The sequence below is a fragment of the Streptomyces sp. NPDC053069 genome (assembly GCF_044546895.1).
Taxonomy (GTDB): Bacteria; Actinomycetota; Actinomycetes; order Streptomycetales; family Streptomycetaceae; genus Streptomyces.
The window spans coordinates 139,139-154,867 of the sequence record NZ_JBITZN010000005.1; the positions used below are offsets into that span (position 1 = coordinate 139,139).

A 15,729-nucleotide genomic window follows, 5' to 3' on the forward strand; every position below is an offset into this window, starting at 1 on the left:
CGAGCTCACGCGACGGCCCGGCGGGCCGTCTTCTCCACCAGGGAGATCCCGTCACGCATCGAGGCGCTGCCGTTCGACAGGACCGCGACGAGGCAGCGGTGCCCCTTCACGGTGACCTGACCGACGCTGTTGACGTCCCACAGGCCGGAGGTGTTGCGCTGCAGCCAGCCGTTCTTCAGCGCCCGCGGGGAGCCGGAGCCGCCGGCGGCCGAGACCCCCCAGGTCTGCTCGGGGACGACGTGGCCCATGAGGGTACGGATGTAGGCCCGGGACTCCGTGGTCAGCCCGCCGGAGCCGGCTTTCGCCGGCGTACCGTCGAACACGGCCCGGAGCAGCCGTATCTGGTCGCTCGCGGTCGTCCGCGTCAGCCCCCACCTGGCACCGGACCCGCCCGTGGTGGAGGTCAGGCCCAGGCGCTTGTTGGCGGCGGCCAGCCCGGGGGCCTGGCCGATCTGCCGCCAGAGCGCGTTGGCCGCCGTGTTGTCGCTGCGCTCGATCATCGGCTCGGCACGCCCGCGTTCATCGGCGGTGAGCCGCCGTCCCGCGTCCTGGGCCTGGAGGAGCAGCGCCGCGAGGATGTCGACCTTGACGATGCTGGCGGTGTCGTACGCAGTGTCCTTCCCGTGCACCACGGGGGTGCGGCCGGCTCCGTCCAGGTCGAGCACGGCGGCCGTGACATGCGGGGAGGCGACGGGAGCGGAGGCGGCCGCGGCCGGTGCCGGGTGCAGGGCGCCGGCCGAGAGGAGGGTTCCGACCGAGGCCAGGACGACGCCGGTCCGCGTGCGTGCGGCGGTGGGGGAGAGGCGAGACGGCATGGCCCCGAACGTAGACAAATCGCGTCCGGGGCGAAGTGGCAGCCGTCACCTTCCCGCCGGTCGCCGGCGAATTGTGAGAAGAGCCACCGACGCCGCCGACGCCACCAATGGGACGCATTGCGCCGCATGAGCCGGTCATGCGGCGGCGTGTACGCGCGGGCGGATCGCGTGTCTCGCTTATCGTCGGCCAGACACCGACATCCGGAGTGATAATGGAAAAATCGGATGAATTGGTTGATGTGGTCGACGGCGTGGCGGTCGTCCCCGTCGGCTCGCCGTCCCTGCGCCGCATCCGGCCGTGGCCGCTCGGCGCCGCCCTCGCGATCGCGGCCGGCGCCGCGACCGTGCTCCTCCTCGGCGGCGCCCAGTGGCTGAACCAGCCGGCCGTCCAGGCCTGGCGCACCGTCTGCCTGGCCATCACCGTCCAGGCCCTGCCCTTCCTCCTCCTCGGCACCGCCCTGTCCGGTGCCATCAACGCGTTCGTGCCGGCCGGCCTGTTCACCAAGGTCCTGCCGAAGAGAGCCGCCCTCGCCGTGCCGGTCGCCGGTGTCGCGGGCGCGGTGCTGCCGGGCTGCGAGTGCGCCTCCGTCCCCGTCGCCCACAGCCTGATCCGACGGGGAGTCACCCCCGCCGCCGCCTTCGCCTTCCTGCTCTCCGCGCCCGCCGTCAACCCCGTCGTACTGACCGCCACCGCCGTCGCCTTCCCGGGCAACCCCGCGATGGTCGCCGCGCGGCTGTTCGCCTCCCTCGCCGCCTCGGCCGTGATGGGCTGGCTGTGGCTCTGGCTGGGCAAGGAGGAGTGGCTGCGGCCGGTCCTGCGGCACCGGCACACCGGCCACGAGCACGGACGCAGTCGCTGGAACGAGTTCCGGCTCGGCTTCCAGCACGACTTCCTGCACGCCGGCGGCTTCCTCGTGCTCGGGGCCATGGCCGCCGCCACCTTCAACGTCGCCGTGCCGCGTTCCGTCCTCGACGCCTTCTCCGGCTCACCCTGGCTCTCGGTGCTCTTCCTGGCCGGACTCGCCGTGCTGCTGGCGGTCTGCTCGGAGGCCGACGCGTTCGTCGCCGCCTCCCTCACCGGGTTCTCGCCGACCGCGCGGCTCACGTTCATGGTGGTCGGGCCCATGGTCGACCTGAAGCTGATCGCCCTTCAGGCCGGCACCTTCGGGCGGGCCTTCGCCTGGCGTTTCTCCACGGCCACCACCGTCGTGGCGGTCGCCGCGAGCGTCCTGATCGGAGGCGCACTGCTGTGAAACGCCCCGTCCAGACCCTGCTCCTGACGCTGACCGGCACCGGCCTGCTGCACACCGCCCTCTTCACCGACATCTACCTGCGCTACGTCAAGGCCGGTCTGCGCCCGCTGCTGATCGTCTCCGGCGCCGTCCTCCTGCTGCTCGGCCTGGCCGCGGCAGCCGTACGGGACCAACCGCGGCACACCGGCCACGACGGCCACGAGCACGGCCACGACCACGCCGGCACCCCGCGCATCGCCTGGCTGCTGTTCCTCCCGGCGATCAGCTTGCTGTGCTACGCGCCGCCCGCCCTGGGCGCGTACACCGCGGCACGCTCGAACAGCAAGCCCGTGGCGGTGCAGAAGGGGTTCGCCGCGCTGCCCGCCACCTCACCGCTGCCCCTGACCCTCACCGACTTCACCAAACGCGTCCAACAAGACCGCAGCCGTGCCATCGGGAGCCGGATCGTCCGGCTGACGGGCTTCGTCACCCCCGCCGAGGACGACGACGGCTTCTACCTGACCCGCATCATCTTCACGTGCTGCGCGGCGGACTCCCAGACCGTCAAGGTCCGCGTGTACGGCACCGAGGCGCCGCCCGCGAACACCTGGCTCGCGGTGACCGGCACCTGGCACCCCCACGGCAGTCTCGGCACGAGGACCGCGCAGGCGGCCCTCGACGCCAAGGCCACCCGCCCCATCGCCCAGCCGGTGAACGCCTACACCGACGATCTGCCGCTCACGCCGTCCTAGCCGCCGCACGGGCACGAACCCGGCGGCCGGGACGCCGGACGGTGTTCAGCGTCCACAGTCCCGTACCGAGAGGCCGTGGCCGCCGTGTCGGTGAGCAGTACGCCCGTGATCAGGCAGGGGTTGATGCGCACGGCGTGGTCCATGCCCTCCTGCGGTGACCAGGGGGCGAGCCGCGTGCGGATCCGGGCCAGGTCCGCCGGGTCCGTGACCAGCCGGGCGTAGCCGGTGACCACCACGCTCCAGCCCAGGTGCGTGTCCGGGTCGAGCGCGTCGGCCTCGTAGGCGACCACCACGCCCTCGCCGCCGCCCTGCCGCGGTTGCGCAGTCAGCTCCGCACCCTCGTGGGTGCGGATGACGATGTCGCCGTCGTCCAGGACGTGACTGACCGGACGGACGGTGGGCAGCGCCTGCCGGGTGAAGACGATCCTCCCCAGGGAGACACTGCCCAGCAGCCGCAGCGCCTCGACCGGGTCGAGGTCGACGCGTCGGTGCGCGCGGGCGTCGTTACGGGTCATGGCCGGCTTCTTCTGGGTGCGTGACTGTCTCCTCGCCTGCTCCGGCCCCGGTGCGCGCGGCATGGCGCAGTGAGACGGAGCGGCACCGCGGGGGACGGAGCGGCACCGCGGGGGACGATGCCGCTCCTGAACCAACCCTCCGCCGGCCTCCTGCCGTGCGCACAGTGCCCTTCGGTCCTCGGCAGCAGGGCCGGACGTCCCGACTCCGCGGGCCGGCGTGAGGTCGTTGTGCCCCTCTTCATGCCCTCTTCGGCGCTCGCACCGCCGACAGCCGGTTTGAGGTGCACGATGGTGTCGTGGCACCCCGCGGAGTGTGCGGCGAAGCCGCCGGTGCGCGAGAGGAGGCGGTGACGATGAACCGGACACCTCCCACGACGGTCGCCCGGGTACGGCTGTGGCGCTGGCGGCGCAATCCGCTCAGGCGGCACAGCGACGTGGTCGAGGCCTGGATCGTCCTCGTGACCTGGGTGCTCGCCGTCCTCGGCGGGGCCGTCGCCGGTCTGGCGGCGGTGCAGACCGCCGACTCCGCGTTCTCCGCCCGGCAGGCCCAGGTGCACGCCGTGTCCGCCGTGCTCATCGACGGCGCGGCGAGGACCCCGACTTCCGCGAGCGGCTACGACGACGGGCGGGTATGGGCCGCCGTGCGCTGGACGGACGACCACGGCAGGGTGCACACCGACCAGGCGAAGGTCCGGCCCGGCGCCCCCGCCGGATCCCAGGTGACCGTGTGGACCAACCGGTCGGGCCACGTGGTCTCCGCGCCCGTCACCGGCGCCGCGGCGGACCTGCAGACAGCCCTCACCGGCGCCCTCGTCGCCCCGTCGGCCGGTGCGGCGGTCTGGGCCGCGGGATGGCTGGTCCGCAGCCGGCTGATCCGGCGGCGCATGGCCGAGTGGGACGAGGAGTGGAAGCAGATCGGGCCGCGGTGGGGGAACCTCAGCGGCGGACGAGGCTGAGCGGCCGACCACCGGGCCGCGGGAGCTTCGCCGGCCGGTTCTCCATGTCCCCTGGGCTGTTCGGGAAGGCGGTACGACAGGGCGGGAAGGGCCACCCGCTTCTCGCGGATCCGGATTGCGCGGTGCACGGCTCCCAGCCGCTTCCCCGCGTCTGTTCTCGGTCCTTCCCGCCACTACCAGCACACCACGGATTCCGCCGCCCCACCAGGCCCGGCAGCCACCGTCCGGCGACTTTGAGCCCGGCAAGCCCCGCCCCGTGGGCGGCCGGCGAAGCGCACCTACGCTCGCTCACACCTGGTCCTGGACCGCTCACACCTTGTCCAGGACGACGAGGAGCACCAGCAGTACGGTGGCGCCGGCGGTCGTACCGTGGGCGACGACGGCCGTGAGCGGGAAGTGCCGCTCGGCCGTGGCGGCCCCGCGGGAGTGCCGTCCGGAACTGGGCAGCCAGCGCAGCAGCATCATGAAGCCGAACGCGGCCACGATCAGCACGACCGCGCAGGCGGCCCAGGCCGAACCCCGCACCCCTCGCACCACGTAGGCGGTCCAGGCGGCGAGTCCGGCCACGGCGAGGCCCACATGGCCGAGCACGAGCCACAACGGCAGCCGTGTCACACCGGGCGTGCGCTGCCGCAGTCCACCGTGCCGGACCCACACCGTGGCGAGGTACCCGCCGAGACCGGCGGTCAGCAGCCACGCGCACAGAACGAAGACACCCATACGGTCCGTTCCCCCTGTCCTGGTACGGCCGGGCCCTGTGACGGCGTCAGGGCTACGTGGCCCAGCACACCGCACAGAGCGGGAGGAGTCCGGACATCCATCCGTTGATTCACCCGTAGGGATGAAAAGTGCCGCTTCTGCAGTGCTGTGGCACCCGAACCGGATCAGTCGCGGGAGTTTCCGAAGGGGATGCGGTAGCCGATGAGCAGCGCAAGGGAGCCGCCGATCGCCGCACCCCAGGAGACGCCTGTGCGATGCGTCGGGCACTGCCACGAAGACCGATCGCCGGCGCCCGCCCCCGGAATCCGGACGCCTACACTGGGTGGGCGCGTGTGCGTCGACTGTGACGAGGGCGGGACGGGAGAGAACCGTGACGGAGAACGCCGCTGGCTTCCAGGACCCGCCCGCCGAGGTGCTGGCGGAGGCCGCCGCGGCGTTCGGCCTGCTCGCCTCGCCCGCCAGGCTGCACCTGATGTGGGCCCTGTCGCAGGGGGAGAGCGATGTCACCCATCTCGCGGACCGGGTGGGCGGCGCGCTGCCCGCGGTCAGCCAGCACCTGGCGAAGCTGAAGCTCGGTGGCCTCGTCCGCTCCCGCCGCGAGGGCCGACGGAAGGTCTACTACATCGACGACCCCGACGTCGTCACCCTGGTCCGCGTGATGGTCGGACAGCTGACCGCCCGCTCCCGGCACGCCTGGCTCCCCGCCCAGGGCCTGCGCAGAATCGGTGGCTGACGGCGCCGGCCGTTCTCACTCACATCGGGGTCCTTTCTTATACAAGGCGCGTAGACTCCCGCTCCCGTACCCTCCCGGGTCCGCATCCCGCTCCATGAGATGCCTCACCTGTGCAATCTTGTGTGGAGCTGCACTGCTCGGGCCACGGGTTTGTTAGATTGCGCAACCACGCAAGCAAGGCGGAGCCGCGTGTTCCGCCCGCCCGTACCTCGCCGTGCGGGTCTGGCCGTACGCCGCACGGCCCGGCCTGACGGCCCGACCGTTCAGGGGAGTGGGAGATGAGCGACCCGTGGGACGGGCCCGCCGGCCAGGCCACCCGCAGCCGTAGCGCGAGGGTGCCCGGACAGCGAGCGGCCGAGCCCGACGGGCCGCGTCCGCCGGGCGGACGGGCCGCGGCCCGGGCGGCTGCCCGCTCGCACGGCGGCAGCCGGGGGCGCAGGGCCCGTCAGGCGGGCCGGGGCAGGCGGGTGCTGAAGATACTCGCGATAGGCCTGTCGACCCTCATCGTGGTCACGGCCGGTGCGGGCTGGTGGTTCTACGAGCACCTGAACGGCAACCTCCACAGCGTCGCGCTCGACGGCAAGGGCGGCACCGAGAAGGCGGACGCCTTCGGCCGCATCCCGATCAACATCCTGGTGATGGGGTCGGACGGCCGTACCAGCGCGGCCGACTGCAAGCTCGGCGGCGGCTGCTCGAAGACCGGGGTGCAGACCGGGAGCAACGCGGACGTGCAGATGGTGGTGCATGTCTCCGCCGACCGCTCCAACGCCACGGTCATGAGCATCCCCCGCGACACCATGGCCAAGGTCCCGGCCTGCAAGGACAGCGAGAGCGGCCAGTCCACGAACGGCTACTACGGGCAGATCAACAGCGCCCTGCAGTACGGCCCCGCCTGTCAGGTGGCCACCGTCCACCAGCTCACCGGCATCCCGATCGACCACTTCGTCAAGCTGGACTTCTCCGGCGTGGTGAAGATGTCCGACGCCGTCGGCGGTGTCTCCGTCTGTGTCAGCGACAAGGTCTACGACACCTACTCGCACCTGAAGCTGTCCAAGGGCACCCACACCCTGAAGGGCGTCGCGGCGCTGGAGTTCGTCCGCTCCCGGCACGGCTTCGGCGACGGCAGCGACCTCGGCCGTACGATCTCGCAGCACATCTTCCTCAGCGCGATGATCCGCAAGTTCAAGAGCGCCGGCACGCTCACCGATCCGACGGCGGTGTACGACCTGGCGGACGCGGCGACGAAGGCGCTGACCGTGGACGACGGCCTGGGCAGCGTGAAGAAGCTGATCTCACTCGCGTCGGACGTGAACAAGGTGCCGACGAACCGGATGACCTTCACGACGATGCAGACGGCCCCCGACCCGAACAACAAGGACCGCGTCGTCGTGGGCCCCGGCGCCAGGACGCTGTTCTCCACCATCGCCGACGACCAGTCGCTGACCACCGGTTCGGGCAAGAAGTCCGCGGCGGCCCAGGCGACGACCAAGCCCACCGCCCCTGCCGTACCGGCGTCGCGGATCGCCGTCACCGTCGAGAACGGCACCTCGGTGACCGGCCGTGCCTCGGACATCGCGACCACGCTGACCGACCAGGGCTTCAGCCCCGAGACGTCCACGGCGAACGCGCCGAGCCCCGCCACGACCACGACCCTGACCTACGGCACCGGTCAGAAGGGCGAGGCACAGACGGCCGCCAAGGCGCTGGGCCTGTCCTCCTCGCACCTGAAGCAGGGCACCGGCACGGGCCTGACCCTGGTGATCGGCAGCGACTGGCCCAGCGGCAGCAGTTACCCGGGCGGCAGCTCCTCGCCGGCGCCCGCGGACACCCACGCCGCCGTTTCCAACGCCCACGCCTCCACGGCTGACCAGGCCAAGACCTGCGCCAAGGTCAGCCCCTACAAGACCGTCGAGCTCAACGGGGTCTCCATGACACCGTCCCAGGCCTACGAGGCGGCGCGCGGAAAGCCCGACTCGGACGCCTGACCGCCGGTGAGGACCTGCGCGCGGCGGAGGTCTCCCACCGGTTCAGGGACTGGCGACGTCGAAGCCGTACCGCAGCGGCTCGCTGGTGACGGCGTAGTCGCGGCGGTACAGGTACACCGCGTCCGCGCGTATGCCGCCGGGGGGTGCGGCCTCGACCGGGCAGGGGTACGTCACCTGGATCACGCGCGGCCGGTCGGAGACCTTCATCCGCAGCCCGTCCGCCGGCCCTCCGTCGAGCACGGCGGTCTCCCAACCCGTCACTTCGGTAGTCTCCACGACGGAAATTTTACGGGTTGCGCAAGTTTTGAGCCGGTGAGGCGGATCACTGGGACGGCTGCCGGGCTACGCGGGCCGCTGGGAGGCCGCCGCCTCGGGGCGCAGGTCGGACAGGGTGAGGGGGTGGGCCGGGGGATCGGCGAGTGCGATGCGGGAGGCCGCCTGCAGGTCGGGGCCGACGTGGAGCAGTTCGCCGGGCGCCATGAGCTGCCAGTACGGGCTCTCGTCCAGGCGCTCGCTGGCCACGACGACGGACGGACGATCTCCCAGATGCGCCGAACGCACCCGCAGGTGACCGCCCCGGCCGCTGTGGTCCAGATGCCGTGAGCCCTGGTGACCGCCCGCCGGGCGCCGCAGGACGTACAGCTCGTGGGTGGCGGGATAGCGCAGCGCCCACAGCTCCCGGGCGGTGACGAGGACGACGTTGAGCGCGAACAGCGGCAGGTTCCGGGCCACCCAGCGTGCGGCCGACTCCAGACCGGCGGACACGTTCCCGCGGTGCTTCGCGGTCTCCCGCGTGACCAGGGCGAAGAAGCGCTCGGAGTCGGTGTCGCCGTGCACCAGCGCCCGGTCCTCGCCCAGGTGGCGGTCGAGTTCGTCCAGCCCCTCGATCACACCGTTGTGGGCGAACAGCCGCCCCCGCTGCTCGAAGGGATGTGTGTTGCGTACGTCCAGCCCGCCGGTCGAGGCGAACCGGATGTGCGCGAGGAAGGTCGCCGACTCGACTTCCCGTGCCTCCCTGGCGAAGACTCGGTCCTCATAGGCCGCGATCGGTGCCTTGTGCACCTCGGGCGTGCCGTCCGCGTCGAAGAAGCCGAGACCGGTGCCGTCGGGTTCGCGGTGACTCTGCGCGCTGAGACTGTCGGGGGCGTCCAGCAGCCAGAACGTGGCGTGCGTGCGGAGCGGGGAACTGATCAGTCCGAACAGTCGGCACACGGCATCCTCCTCGTCGCCCGTCCTCCGCCGGGACCCGCCGCGCGGCGCCCGGACGCCCATGGTCCCGCGCGGGGGGCGTCCCCGCACCCGGCGCACCGGCCGGTGCTCGGTCCCGCCCCCGCCCGCCGGGGGGCTGCAGACTCCCACAGAGATCCGGGAGGCTCCTCAACCAGCCGCGCGCAGCACCGAGTCGAGTGCCCTGCCGACCGTCGGGTGAGCGAACGCGAAGCCCGCTGTGGGGCAGTGACAGGAGCCACATGTGGCGCCGGGAACTTGCCTCCCTTCCGGCCCGACCTCTGAATCGTCGCGGCGCCGTCCGGTCGCCGCTCAACAGCAGGACGAGGAGAGGCAGTTGAGGGACGAGCCCCGGCGATCCGGCTCGGGCGCGGAAGGGGTGTGGCGCGAGGCCGTACCACCTCCCGCCCCGTGCGGTTTCCTCGTGCTGCCGGCGCTGATGTTCATCCCCGGCGACGACCGACCTGACCGTCGGCCGAACGACCTGCGCGGCCTGCGTCAAGCGCGTCGAGAAGCCACCGAGGCCCTCGTCGAGCCTCGTCACCCTCCCCCCCGCCATGACCGGCCCGCTCACCCCGATGTCCGCCGCGGCGGCCACGTCGGCCGGCTCCCTGCTGGTCGTCGGCCACAGCCCGCGCCTGCGCGCCTGGCAGCCGTCGCCCGCCCGAAGGACCCCCCGATGACCACCAGCACGACCGGCGACGTGGCCGGCACGACCGACGACACGGCCGGCACCTCTTGGCGTCCCAGTCGCCGCCGGCTGACCGACGCGCTGCTCGCCGCACTGGCGCCCGTGGTCGCCTTCAGTACCGCGCTGGCCGGACTGACCACCTGGGTGACGGCCGGCCAGGCGGGCCGGCCGGCCCGGATCGCCGTCTCGTCGGGACGCGTCCTGCTGCCCTACGGCGGAACCACCGAGACGGCCGCCTTCTTCGTCATCACCAACAGCGGTGGTGCGGACGACCGGCTGCTCGCGGTGACGTCCCCCGGCACCGGTGGGGAGGCCGGACTCAGCCGGCACCGGATGAGCGGCCCCGGGACCGCCTACCGGGACGTGGTGGACTCCGTGCCCGTTCCCGCGGGCGGCACGGTATCCATGGCGCCGCGCGGGCTCGACGTGACGCTGCGGGCGCGCCCCGGATGGCGCACGGGCGACCTCGTGCCGTTCACGCTGCACTTCGCCCGCAGCGGCCCGGTCAGGACGCTCGCGGTGGTGGTCCGCCCGGGCGACGGCATCCTCTGACGACCCCGCAGGTGACGACCCGGCAGAGCCCCATTCCTGGGGGTCGTGTGCGACGGCTTGCTGGTTCCCGCACCGAGTCATGACGTGTGTCACCTCCGGTGCGGTGAGTGTGACGGCGGGGCAGCATCCGTACCTCTGCATGACGACGAAAGCCGGGATGCGAGGATGGGTCGACATGACAGCAGGGTGGTGTTCGCGCACAGTACGGGCCGCGGTGTTCGCGGCCGTCTGTGTCGTGCTCGCCGCCCTCGGCCACGTCCTCATGTCCGGCCGGGACGTTCCCCCCTGGGCGCTGGCCGCGGGACTCGCCGGCACCGGTGTCGTGGGCTGGTGCCTGACGGGCCGTGAGCGCGGGCCGTGGCTGATCGTCCCGCTCGTGGTCGCCGCCCAGACGGCACTGCACTCGGCCTTCTCCCTCGCCCAGTCGGCAGCCGGGACTTCTCCCTCCACGGCGCCCCGACACGCGGGCATGGCCATGGGCACCGGCATGGACATGGGGTCCGTGCCGATGGACTCCATGGACATGGGTCACATGGGGCACATGCCCATGGGAACCATGCCGCACATGGGGCACTCCATGGACGGCGGCACCTCGTCGTTCGGGATGCCTGCCGCCCACCTGCTGGCCGCGCTCCTCACCGGGCTCTGGCTGGCGTACGGCGAGAAGGCCGCGTTCCGCATCCTGCGGGCCGTGGCCGGACGGCTGGCCGCGCCACTGAGGCTGCTGCTGGCCCTGCCCGTCACCGGCGACCGCCCGGACCGGCGTCCGCGCCGGCCCCGTTCCGACCGGGCACCCAGCCTCGATCTCCTCATCCACGCGATCACCTCGCGCGGGCCTCCCGTGGGGACCGCTGTCGTCTGAAGACAGCCGGTATCCCGGGGCCGCCCCTGTGCGCCTCGGGCCACGGTCGTACGTCCGTGCGCATGTCGTAGCACGCCCGTGCCGTAGCACTTCCGTGTCGTAGCACTCCGCCGTGCCGTGACGATCCGGCCGCAGCCTCCTGCTGTGGTGCCGCGCACCGTAGGACCGTCTCCTCACTCACCGGACCCTCCGCGCTCACCCGCGCCCCGGTCCGGTCACAGTTGACCCGAGAAGGACACCAGGTGATCACTCCTGTCCTGCCCGCATCGCGGACCGCGTGCGACCCGGCGGTATCTGCCGACGAGTCGATAACCGCCTGGGCGCTGGCCGCCCGTGGCGGCGACGCGGACGCGGTCGAGCACTTCGTCCGTGCCCTGCACCGTGACGTCCAGCGCTACGTCGCCCACCTCTGCACCGATCCCCAGGCCGTCGACGACCTCGCTCAGGACACCTTCCTGCGCGCGATCAGCAGCCTGCACCGCTTCGAGGGCCGCTCCTCGGCACGCGCCTGGCTGCTGTCCATCGCACGCCGCGCGGTGATCGACAGCTACCGGTACGCCGCCGCGCGGCCCAGGCTGTCGGACGTGGCGGACTGGCAACTGGCGGTCGAGTCGGCCCAGCCGCGCGACCTGCCCGGATTCGACGACGGCATCGCCCTGCTGGACCTGCTGGCCTGTCTGCCGGACGAGCGCCGGGAGGCGTTCGTCCTCACCCAGCTGCTCGGCCTGCCCTACGCGGAAGCCGCCGAGCTCAGCGACTGTCCCATCGGCACGGTCCGCTCCCGAGTGGCCCGCGCCCGGGCCACGTTGACGGCCCTGCTCGAAGCGGCGGAGCGGCCCGCCACCACGCTGGTGGCCTGAGCCGTCCGGAGGGCGGCGCCGCATCCACACGGCCGGCGCCGCCCTCCCCCACTCGGCCGCCCTGCACCGAGAGGACGGACTTGGACGCTGATGCCGCGTACCAGGGCCGCACAGCTGGGCCGCCCGGTGACGGTCGACGGCAGACCGGGCCACTTCCGGCAGACGTGAGCGGGACGACACGATGAGACCATGAGAGCGGGAGACCGAGGTCCGGACCCGGAGCGGCCCGTGATGGGGCCCTGGCGGTTCGTGGTGTGGTTCGGCACGGTCAGTCTGCTCGCGGACTTCGTCTACGAGGGCGCCCGTTCGGTCACCGGCCCCTTGCTGGCCTCGCTGGGCGCGTCCGCCCTGGTGGTCGGCGTGGTGACGGGCGCGGGGGAGGCCGCCGCGCTGGGTCTGCGGCTGGTCTCGGGCCCGCTCGCCGACCGCACCGGCCGCTTCTGGGGGCTGGCGATCGCCGGGTACGCGCTGACCGTCGCGTCCGTTCCGCTTCTCGGTGTCGTCGGTGTCCTGTGGGCGGCCTGTGCCCTGGTGACCGCGGAGCGCGTCGGCAAGGCGGTGCGGTCTCCGGCCAAGGACACCCTGCTGTCGCACGCGACGGCGGCGACAGGGCGGGGCCGTGGCTTCGCCGTGCACGAGGCCATGGACCAGATCGGCGCACTGGTCGGCCCCCTGCTCGTGGCCGGCATGCTCGCCCTGACCGGCGGCGACTACGGGCCGGCGCTCGGCGTGCTGGCACTGCCCGGTGTCGCGGTTCTGGTGCTGCTGCTGTGGCTCAGGGCCCGGGTGCCGGACCCGGAGGCGTACGAGCGTGGGACGACCGTCGGTGCGACGCCGCCGGAGCAGTCTCAAGGCGGGCGGCTGCCAGGGGCGTTCTGGACCTACGCCGCGTTCACGGCGGCCACCACGACCGGCTTCGCCACCTTCGGTCTCCTCTCCTACCACCTGGTCGAGCACCGTCTGATGGCCGCCGTGTGGGTGCCGGTGCTGTACGCGGCGGCGATGCTCGTGGACGCCGTGGCAGCACTGGCCACGGGGTGGCTGTACGACCGGTTCGGCCCGCGCGTCCTGGTCGGCCTGCCCGTGCTCACGGCCGGCGTGGCGCTGCTGGCGTTCACGGACACCGTCGCCGTCGCGGTGGCCGGGGCGTTGGTCTGGGGCGCCGCCCTGGGCATCCAGGAGTCCACCCTGCGCGCCACCGTGGCGGACCTGGTGCCGAGCGGACGGCGCGCGACCGCGTACGGCCTCTTCGCCGGCGTGGTCGGCGCGGCGAGCCTGGCGGGCGGCGCGCTGACCGGCGGCCTGTACGGCTACTCGATTCCCCTGCTGATCACGGTCGTGTCCGCGATCCAGGTGGTCGCGCTGGCGCTGCTGGCAGCCACCCGGGCGACCCGGAGCCCACTCCGTGGTCCGTGACCGAAGCCCACTGCGTCATCCGTGACCGGGGTCGGATCCGATGCGGGTGACCGGGACAGAGCCGCCGCGCGAAGGCCGTCGCCCGTGAGGGGTCAGTTCCGCCGTGCGGACGCCGCCGCCCCTGCCCGCCTGTGCCCGGCCCGGGACGACCTCGCCCGTCGTACGAGGTCCTCGGCGGCCGGCCGCCATTGGCGATACGCGAAGTCGAACCCGGCCTCCCGCAGTCGGCCCGGGACCACCCTGCGGCTCTTGAACAGCAACTCCGTGTCCGTGCGCAGTGCGAGCGCCCCCAGCTCCGCCATCCACCGTGTGGCCGGCAACCCCACGGGGACGCCCCACGCCGCGCGCAGCGCCCGCATGAACTCCCGGTGCGGCAGTGGGCCGGGGGAGGCGAGGTTCACCGGTCCGTCGATGTCGTCCCGCTCGATCAGGAACTCCACCGCGCGTACGAAGTCCTCGTCGTGGATCCAGGAGACGTACTGTGCCCCACCGGCGACCGGTCCGCCCAGCCCCCACCGGGTGAGTCCCAGCAGCACATCGAAGACGCCACCCCGGTCGGGGCTCATCACCATCGCCGCGCGCAGCGCCACCTTTCGTGTCGCCGGTGTCGGTGCCTCGGACTGCGCGCGCTCCCAGTTCCGGGCGATGTCGACGCTGTACGCCCAGTATTCCGGGACTCCGGCCTCCGAGCCGCCGATCACCCCTGTCGCCTCGTCGTTCGCCGCGTCGAAGCGATGGGCGTAGACCGTCGCCGTACTCATCTGCAGCCACACCCGCGGTGGCCGCGCGGCGGCGGCGATCGCCTCCCCGACCACCCGCGCCGAGTCCACCCGTGAATCCATCATGGCCCGCAGGTTCTCGGCGGTGTAGCGGCAGGAGACGCTGCGCCCGGCCAGGTTGATCACGACATCGCTGCCGTCGACCACCTCGGCCCAGCGACCGAGCGTGACCCCGTCCCATGCGACCTGTCGTTCCCGCGTCGGTCGCCGGGTCAACACGGTGACCTCGTGCCCGGCTGCCGTCAGTGCCCGGTCGAGAATCGTGCCCACCTGTCCGGTTCCCCCGGGCAGAACCACCTTCATCGAGCCTCCTCGGTTCGCTGCGCCCAGCGTAGCCGCATATTTGAACGCGTTCAAAAATCCTGGGTTCCAGCCCTTTCGAGGCTCATGTCAGGCGCATGTGCCAAGTCCACGACAACTGACCCGCTGCACCTCGGCGTTGACATGTGCTGCGGTAAGGTACGACCTGTTTGGTTTAATTTTCAGCTTGAGGAGGGTCCATGGCTCAGCAGGAGCGAGCTGTCCGGACCCGACGTGCTGTTCTCGAAGCCGCCGCAGCGGTCTTCGCCGAGCGCGGATACGCGGCGGCGACCATCGCCGAGATCCTCAACCGCGCCGGTGTGACCAAGGGCGCCCTGTACTTCCACTTCGACTCCAAGGCGGCCCTCGCCCAGGGCGTGCTGCAGGAGCAGATCACCACCGAGTACCACGTCACCCGGGAACTGAAGTTGCAGGAGTGGGTCGACACGGGCATGACCCTGGCCCAGCGGCTGCCCCAGGAACCCATGCTGCTCGCGGGCGTCCGGCTCTCGGCGGACCTCCAGGGCCGCGATGTCTTCGGCAGTGCCTGGCCGGCCTGGGCCGAGCTGACCGGGGCCGTGCTGGCCGAGGCCAAGGAGCGCGGCGAGGTGCTTCCGCACGTGGTGCCCGAGCAGACCGCCGAGGTGTTCCTCGGCGCGTGGATCGGCGTGCAGTTCGTCTCCCAGGCGGTCGCGGGCTGGGCCGACCTCGATCACCGCATGTCGGCCCTCTTCGACCATCTGCTCCCCGCGATCGCCGCGCCGGCCGTCCTCGTCCGCCTCGACACCGCACCGGACCGGGGTGCCCGGGTGATCGCGGAGGCGCGGCAGAAGTCGGCAACGCCTCTGGCCGCCGCCAACAGCTGAGTCCCTCACCGCGTGGCCCTCGACATGACGGGCCTGACCAAACCGCTGAGTCGGTTTCTCGACGGAATGGATCCCCTCCCGATGAACGACGACTGGGAGCGGGACGAGACCCTCTTCGAGGGTGCGGCTGCCTCCTGCGAACTTTGCCGAAGCCACGAGCCGTGGCCAGGACCGTACGCGGCATGCTGCGCCCCGGCGCGGCGCTGGTACACCTGTCGGACGCGAGGACGGAGACCCGTACGGTCGAGGGGCTGCCGTACCCCGCTGTGCCGTACCGGGACATCGATGAACTGGTCGGGCGATACCTGGGGCCGGTCCACCGCGCCGGCCGAGGGCTGCTGCCGCCGGCTTCCTGCGCCGCCTGCTCGTCCAGGCCTCACCAGCGGGCCCGTTCTCCGAACGGGCCACCAGCACCGAGGTGTTCATCTGGCGCGAACCCGCGACCCGAAGGGCGGTAGGTTGAGCGGG

At 72.3% G+C, this 15,729-nt stretch carries 17 protein-coding genes and 1 pseudogene; 12 read left to right on the forward strand and 6 right to left on the reverse strand.

The annotated features are described in order from the left end of the window. Positions 1-5: 5 nt before the first annotated feature. On the reverse strand, positions 6-815 hold the full coding sequence (locus ACIGXP_RS13200) for a serine hydrolase (RefSeq protein WP_399767543.1): 810 nt from the start codon (positions 813-815) through the stop codon (positions 6-8). A gap of 212 nt (positions 816-1,027) precedes the next feature. Here ACIGXP_RS13200 and ACIGXP_RS13205 point away from each other — a divergent pair, with 212 nt between their 5' ends. Beyond that, positions 1,028-2,068, forward strand: a complete 1,041-nt coding sequence (locus ACIGXP_RS13205) for a permease (protein ID WP_399767546.1) — start codon at positions 1,028-1,030, stop codon at positions 2,066-2,068. After that, on the forward strand, positions 2,065-2,799 hold the full coding sequence (locus ACIGXP_RS13210) for a TIGR03943 family putative permease subunit (RefSeq protein WP_363219518.1): 735 nt from the start codon (positions 2,065-2,067) through the stop codon (positions 2,797-2,799). The genes ACIGXP_RS13205 and ACIGXP_RS13210 overlap by 4 nt, the downstream gene beginning before the upstream one ends. On the opposite strand, the gene ACIGXP_RS13215 is transcribed toward ACIGXP_RS13210, so the two are convergent. Then, a complete protein-coding gene (locus ACIGXP_RS13215) occupies positions 2,796-3,314 on the reverse strand; it encodes a pyridoxamine 5'-phosphate oxidase family protein (RefSeq protein WP_399767549.1) in 519 nt (172 codons plus the stop codon). The genes ACIGXP_RS13210 and ACIGXP_RS13215 overlap by 4 nt on opposite strands. A 353-nt stretch (positions 3,315-3,667) precedes the next feature. Here ACIGXP_RS13215 and ACIGXP_RS13220 point away from each other — a divergent pair, with 353 nt between their 5' ends. Beyond that, positions 3,668-4,270, forward strand: coding sequence for a hypothetical protein (locus ACIGXP_RS13220; protein WP_399767552.1), 603 nt, complete (start codon positions 3,668-3,670; stop codon positions 4,268-4,270). Between the two features lie 309 nt (positions 4,271-4,579). Here ACIGXP_RS13220 and ACIGXP_RS13225 read toward each other — a convergent pair whose 3' ends face one another. Beyond that, positions 4,580-4,990, reverse strand: a complete 411-nt coding sequence (locus tag ACIGXP_RS13225) for a hypothetical protein (protein WP_363219515.1) — start codon at positions 4,988-4,990, stop codon at positions 4,580-4,582. A gap of 370 nt (positions 4,991-5,360) precedes the next feature. Here ACIGXP_RS13225 and ACIGXP_RS13230 point away from each other — a divergent pair, with 370 nt between their 5' ends. Together ACIGXP_RS13230 and ACIGXP_RS13235 are read left to right on the forward strand one after the other, a co-directional pair. Beyond that, entirely contained in the window at positions 5,361-5,723 is a 363-nt protein-coding gene (locus ACIGXP_RS13230) for an ArsR/SmtB family transcription factor (RefSeq protein WP_399767555.1), read from the forward strand. 278 nt (positions 5,724-6,001) lie between these two features. Continuing rightward, a complete protein-coding gene (locus ACIGXP_RS13235) occupies positions 6,002-7,708 on the forward strand; it encodes an LCP family protein (protein ID WP_399767558.1) in 1,707 nt (568 codons plus the stop codon). A gap of 42 nt (positions 7,709-7,750) precedes the next feature. Here the strand turns inward: ACIGXP_RS13235 and ACIGXP_RS13240 are convergent, their stop codons facing one another. Together ACIGXP_RS13240 and ACIGXP_RS13245 are read right to left on the reverse strand one after the other, a co-directional pair. Further along, entirely contained in the window at positions 7,751-7,984 is a 234-nt protein-coding gene (locus ACIGXP_RS13240) for a hypothetical protein (protein ID WP_363218970.1), read from the reverse strand. 66 nt (positions 7,985-8,050) lie between these two features. Beyond that, a complete protein-coding gene (locus tag ACIGXP_RS13245; RefSeq protein WP_399767562.1) occupies positions 8,051-8,920 on the reverse strand; it encodes a class II glutamine amidotransferase in 870 nt (289 codons plus the stop codon). A gap of 572 nt (positions 8,921-9,492) precedes the next feature. Here ACIGXP_RS13245 and ACIGXP_RS13250 point away from each other — a divergent pair. The 5 genes from ACIGXP_RS13250 (at position 9,493) to ACIGXP_RS13270 (ending at position 13,316) form a co-directional block, all read left to right on the forward strand. Beyond that, entirely contained in the window at positions 9,493-9,618 is a 126-nt protein-coding gene (locus ACIGXP_RS13250; protein ID WP_399767565.1) for a hypothetical protein, read from the forward strand. Continuing rightward, a complete protein-coding gene (locus tag ACIGXP_RS13255) occupies positions 9,615-10,178 on the forward strand; it encodes a copper chaperone PCu(A)C (protein WP_399767568.1) in 564 nt (187 codons plus the stop codon). Before ACIGXP_RS13250 ends, ACIGXP_RS13255 begins: the two co-directional genes overlap by 4 nt. A 175-nt stretch (positions 10,179-10,353) precedes the next feature. Beyond that, positions 10,354-11,040 (forward strand): hypothetical protein, encoded by a 687-nt coding sequence (locus ACIGXP_RS13260; protein WP_399767571.1) that lies wholly within the window; start codon positions 10,354-10,356, stop codon positions 11,038-11,040. A gap of 242 nt (positions 11,041-11,282) precedes the next feature. Then, on the forward strand, positions 11,283-11,900 hold the full coding sequence (locus ACIGXP_RS13265) for a sigma-70 family RNA polymerase sigma factor (RefSeq protein WP_399767574.1): 618 nt from the start codon (positions 11,283-11,285) through the stop codon (positions 11,898-11,900). A 189-nt stretch (positions 11,901-12,089) separates the two neighbouring features. Then, complete coding sequence (locus tag ACIGXP_RS13270; RefSeq protein ID WP_399767577.1) at positions 12,090-13,316, forward strand: MFS transporter; 1,227 nt, start codon at positions 12,090-12,092, stop codon at positions 13,314-13,316. A 92-nt stretch (positions 13,317-13,408) separates the two neighbouring features. On the opposite strand, the gene ACIGXP_RS13275 is transcribed toward ACIGXP_RS13270, so the two are convergent. Next, positions 13,409-14,398, reverse strand: a complete 990-nt coding sequence (locus ACIGXP_RS13275; protein ID WP_399767580.1) for a TIGR01777 family oxidoreductase — start codon at positions 14,396-14,398, stop codon at positions 13,409-13,411. Between the two features lie 197 nt (positions 14,399-14,595). Between ACIGXP_RS13275 and ACIGXP_RS13280 the strand changes: the two genes are divergently transcribed. Both ACIGXP_RS13280 and ACIGXP_RS13285 read left to right on the forward strand, forming a co-directional pair. After that, the gene (locus tag ACIGXP_RS13280; RefSeq protein ID WP_399767583.1) at positions 14,596-15,261 is read left to right on the forward strand and encodes a ScbR family autoregulator-binding transcription factor; all 666 of its coding nucleotides are present in this window, start codon (positions 14,596-14,598) and stop codon (positions 15,259-15,261) included. Positions 15,262-15,422: 161 nt separating this feature from the next. Next, a pseudogene (locus ACIGXP_RS13285) lies at positions 15,423-15,724 on the forward strand (hypothetical protein); the annotation flags it as partial. Positions 15,725-15,729: the final 5 nt, after the last annotated feature.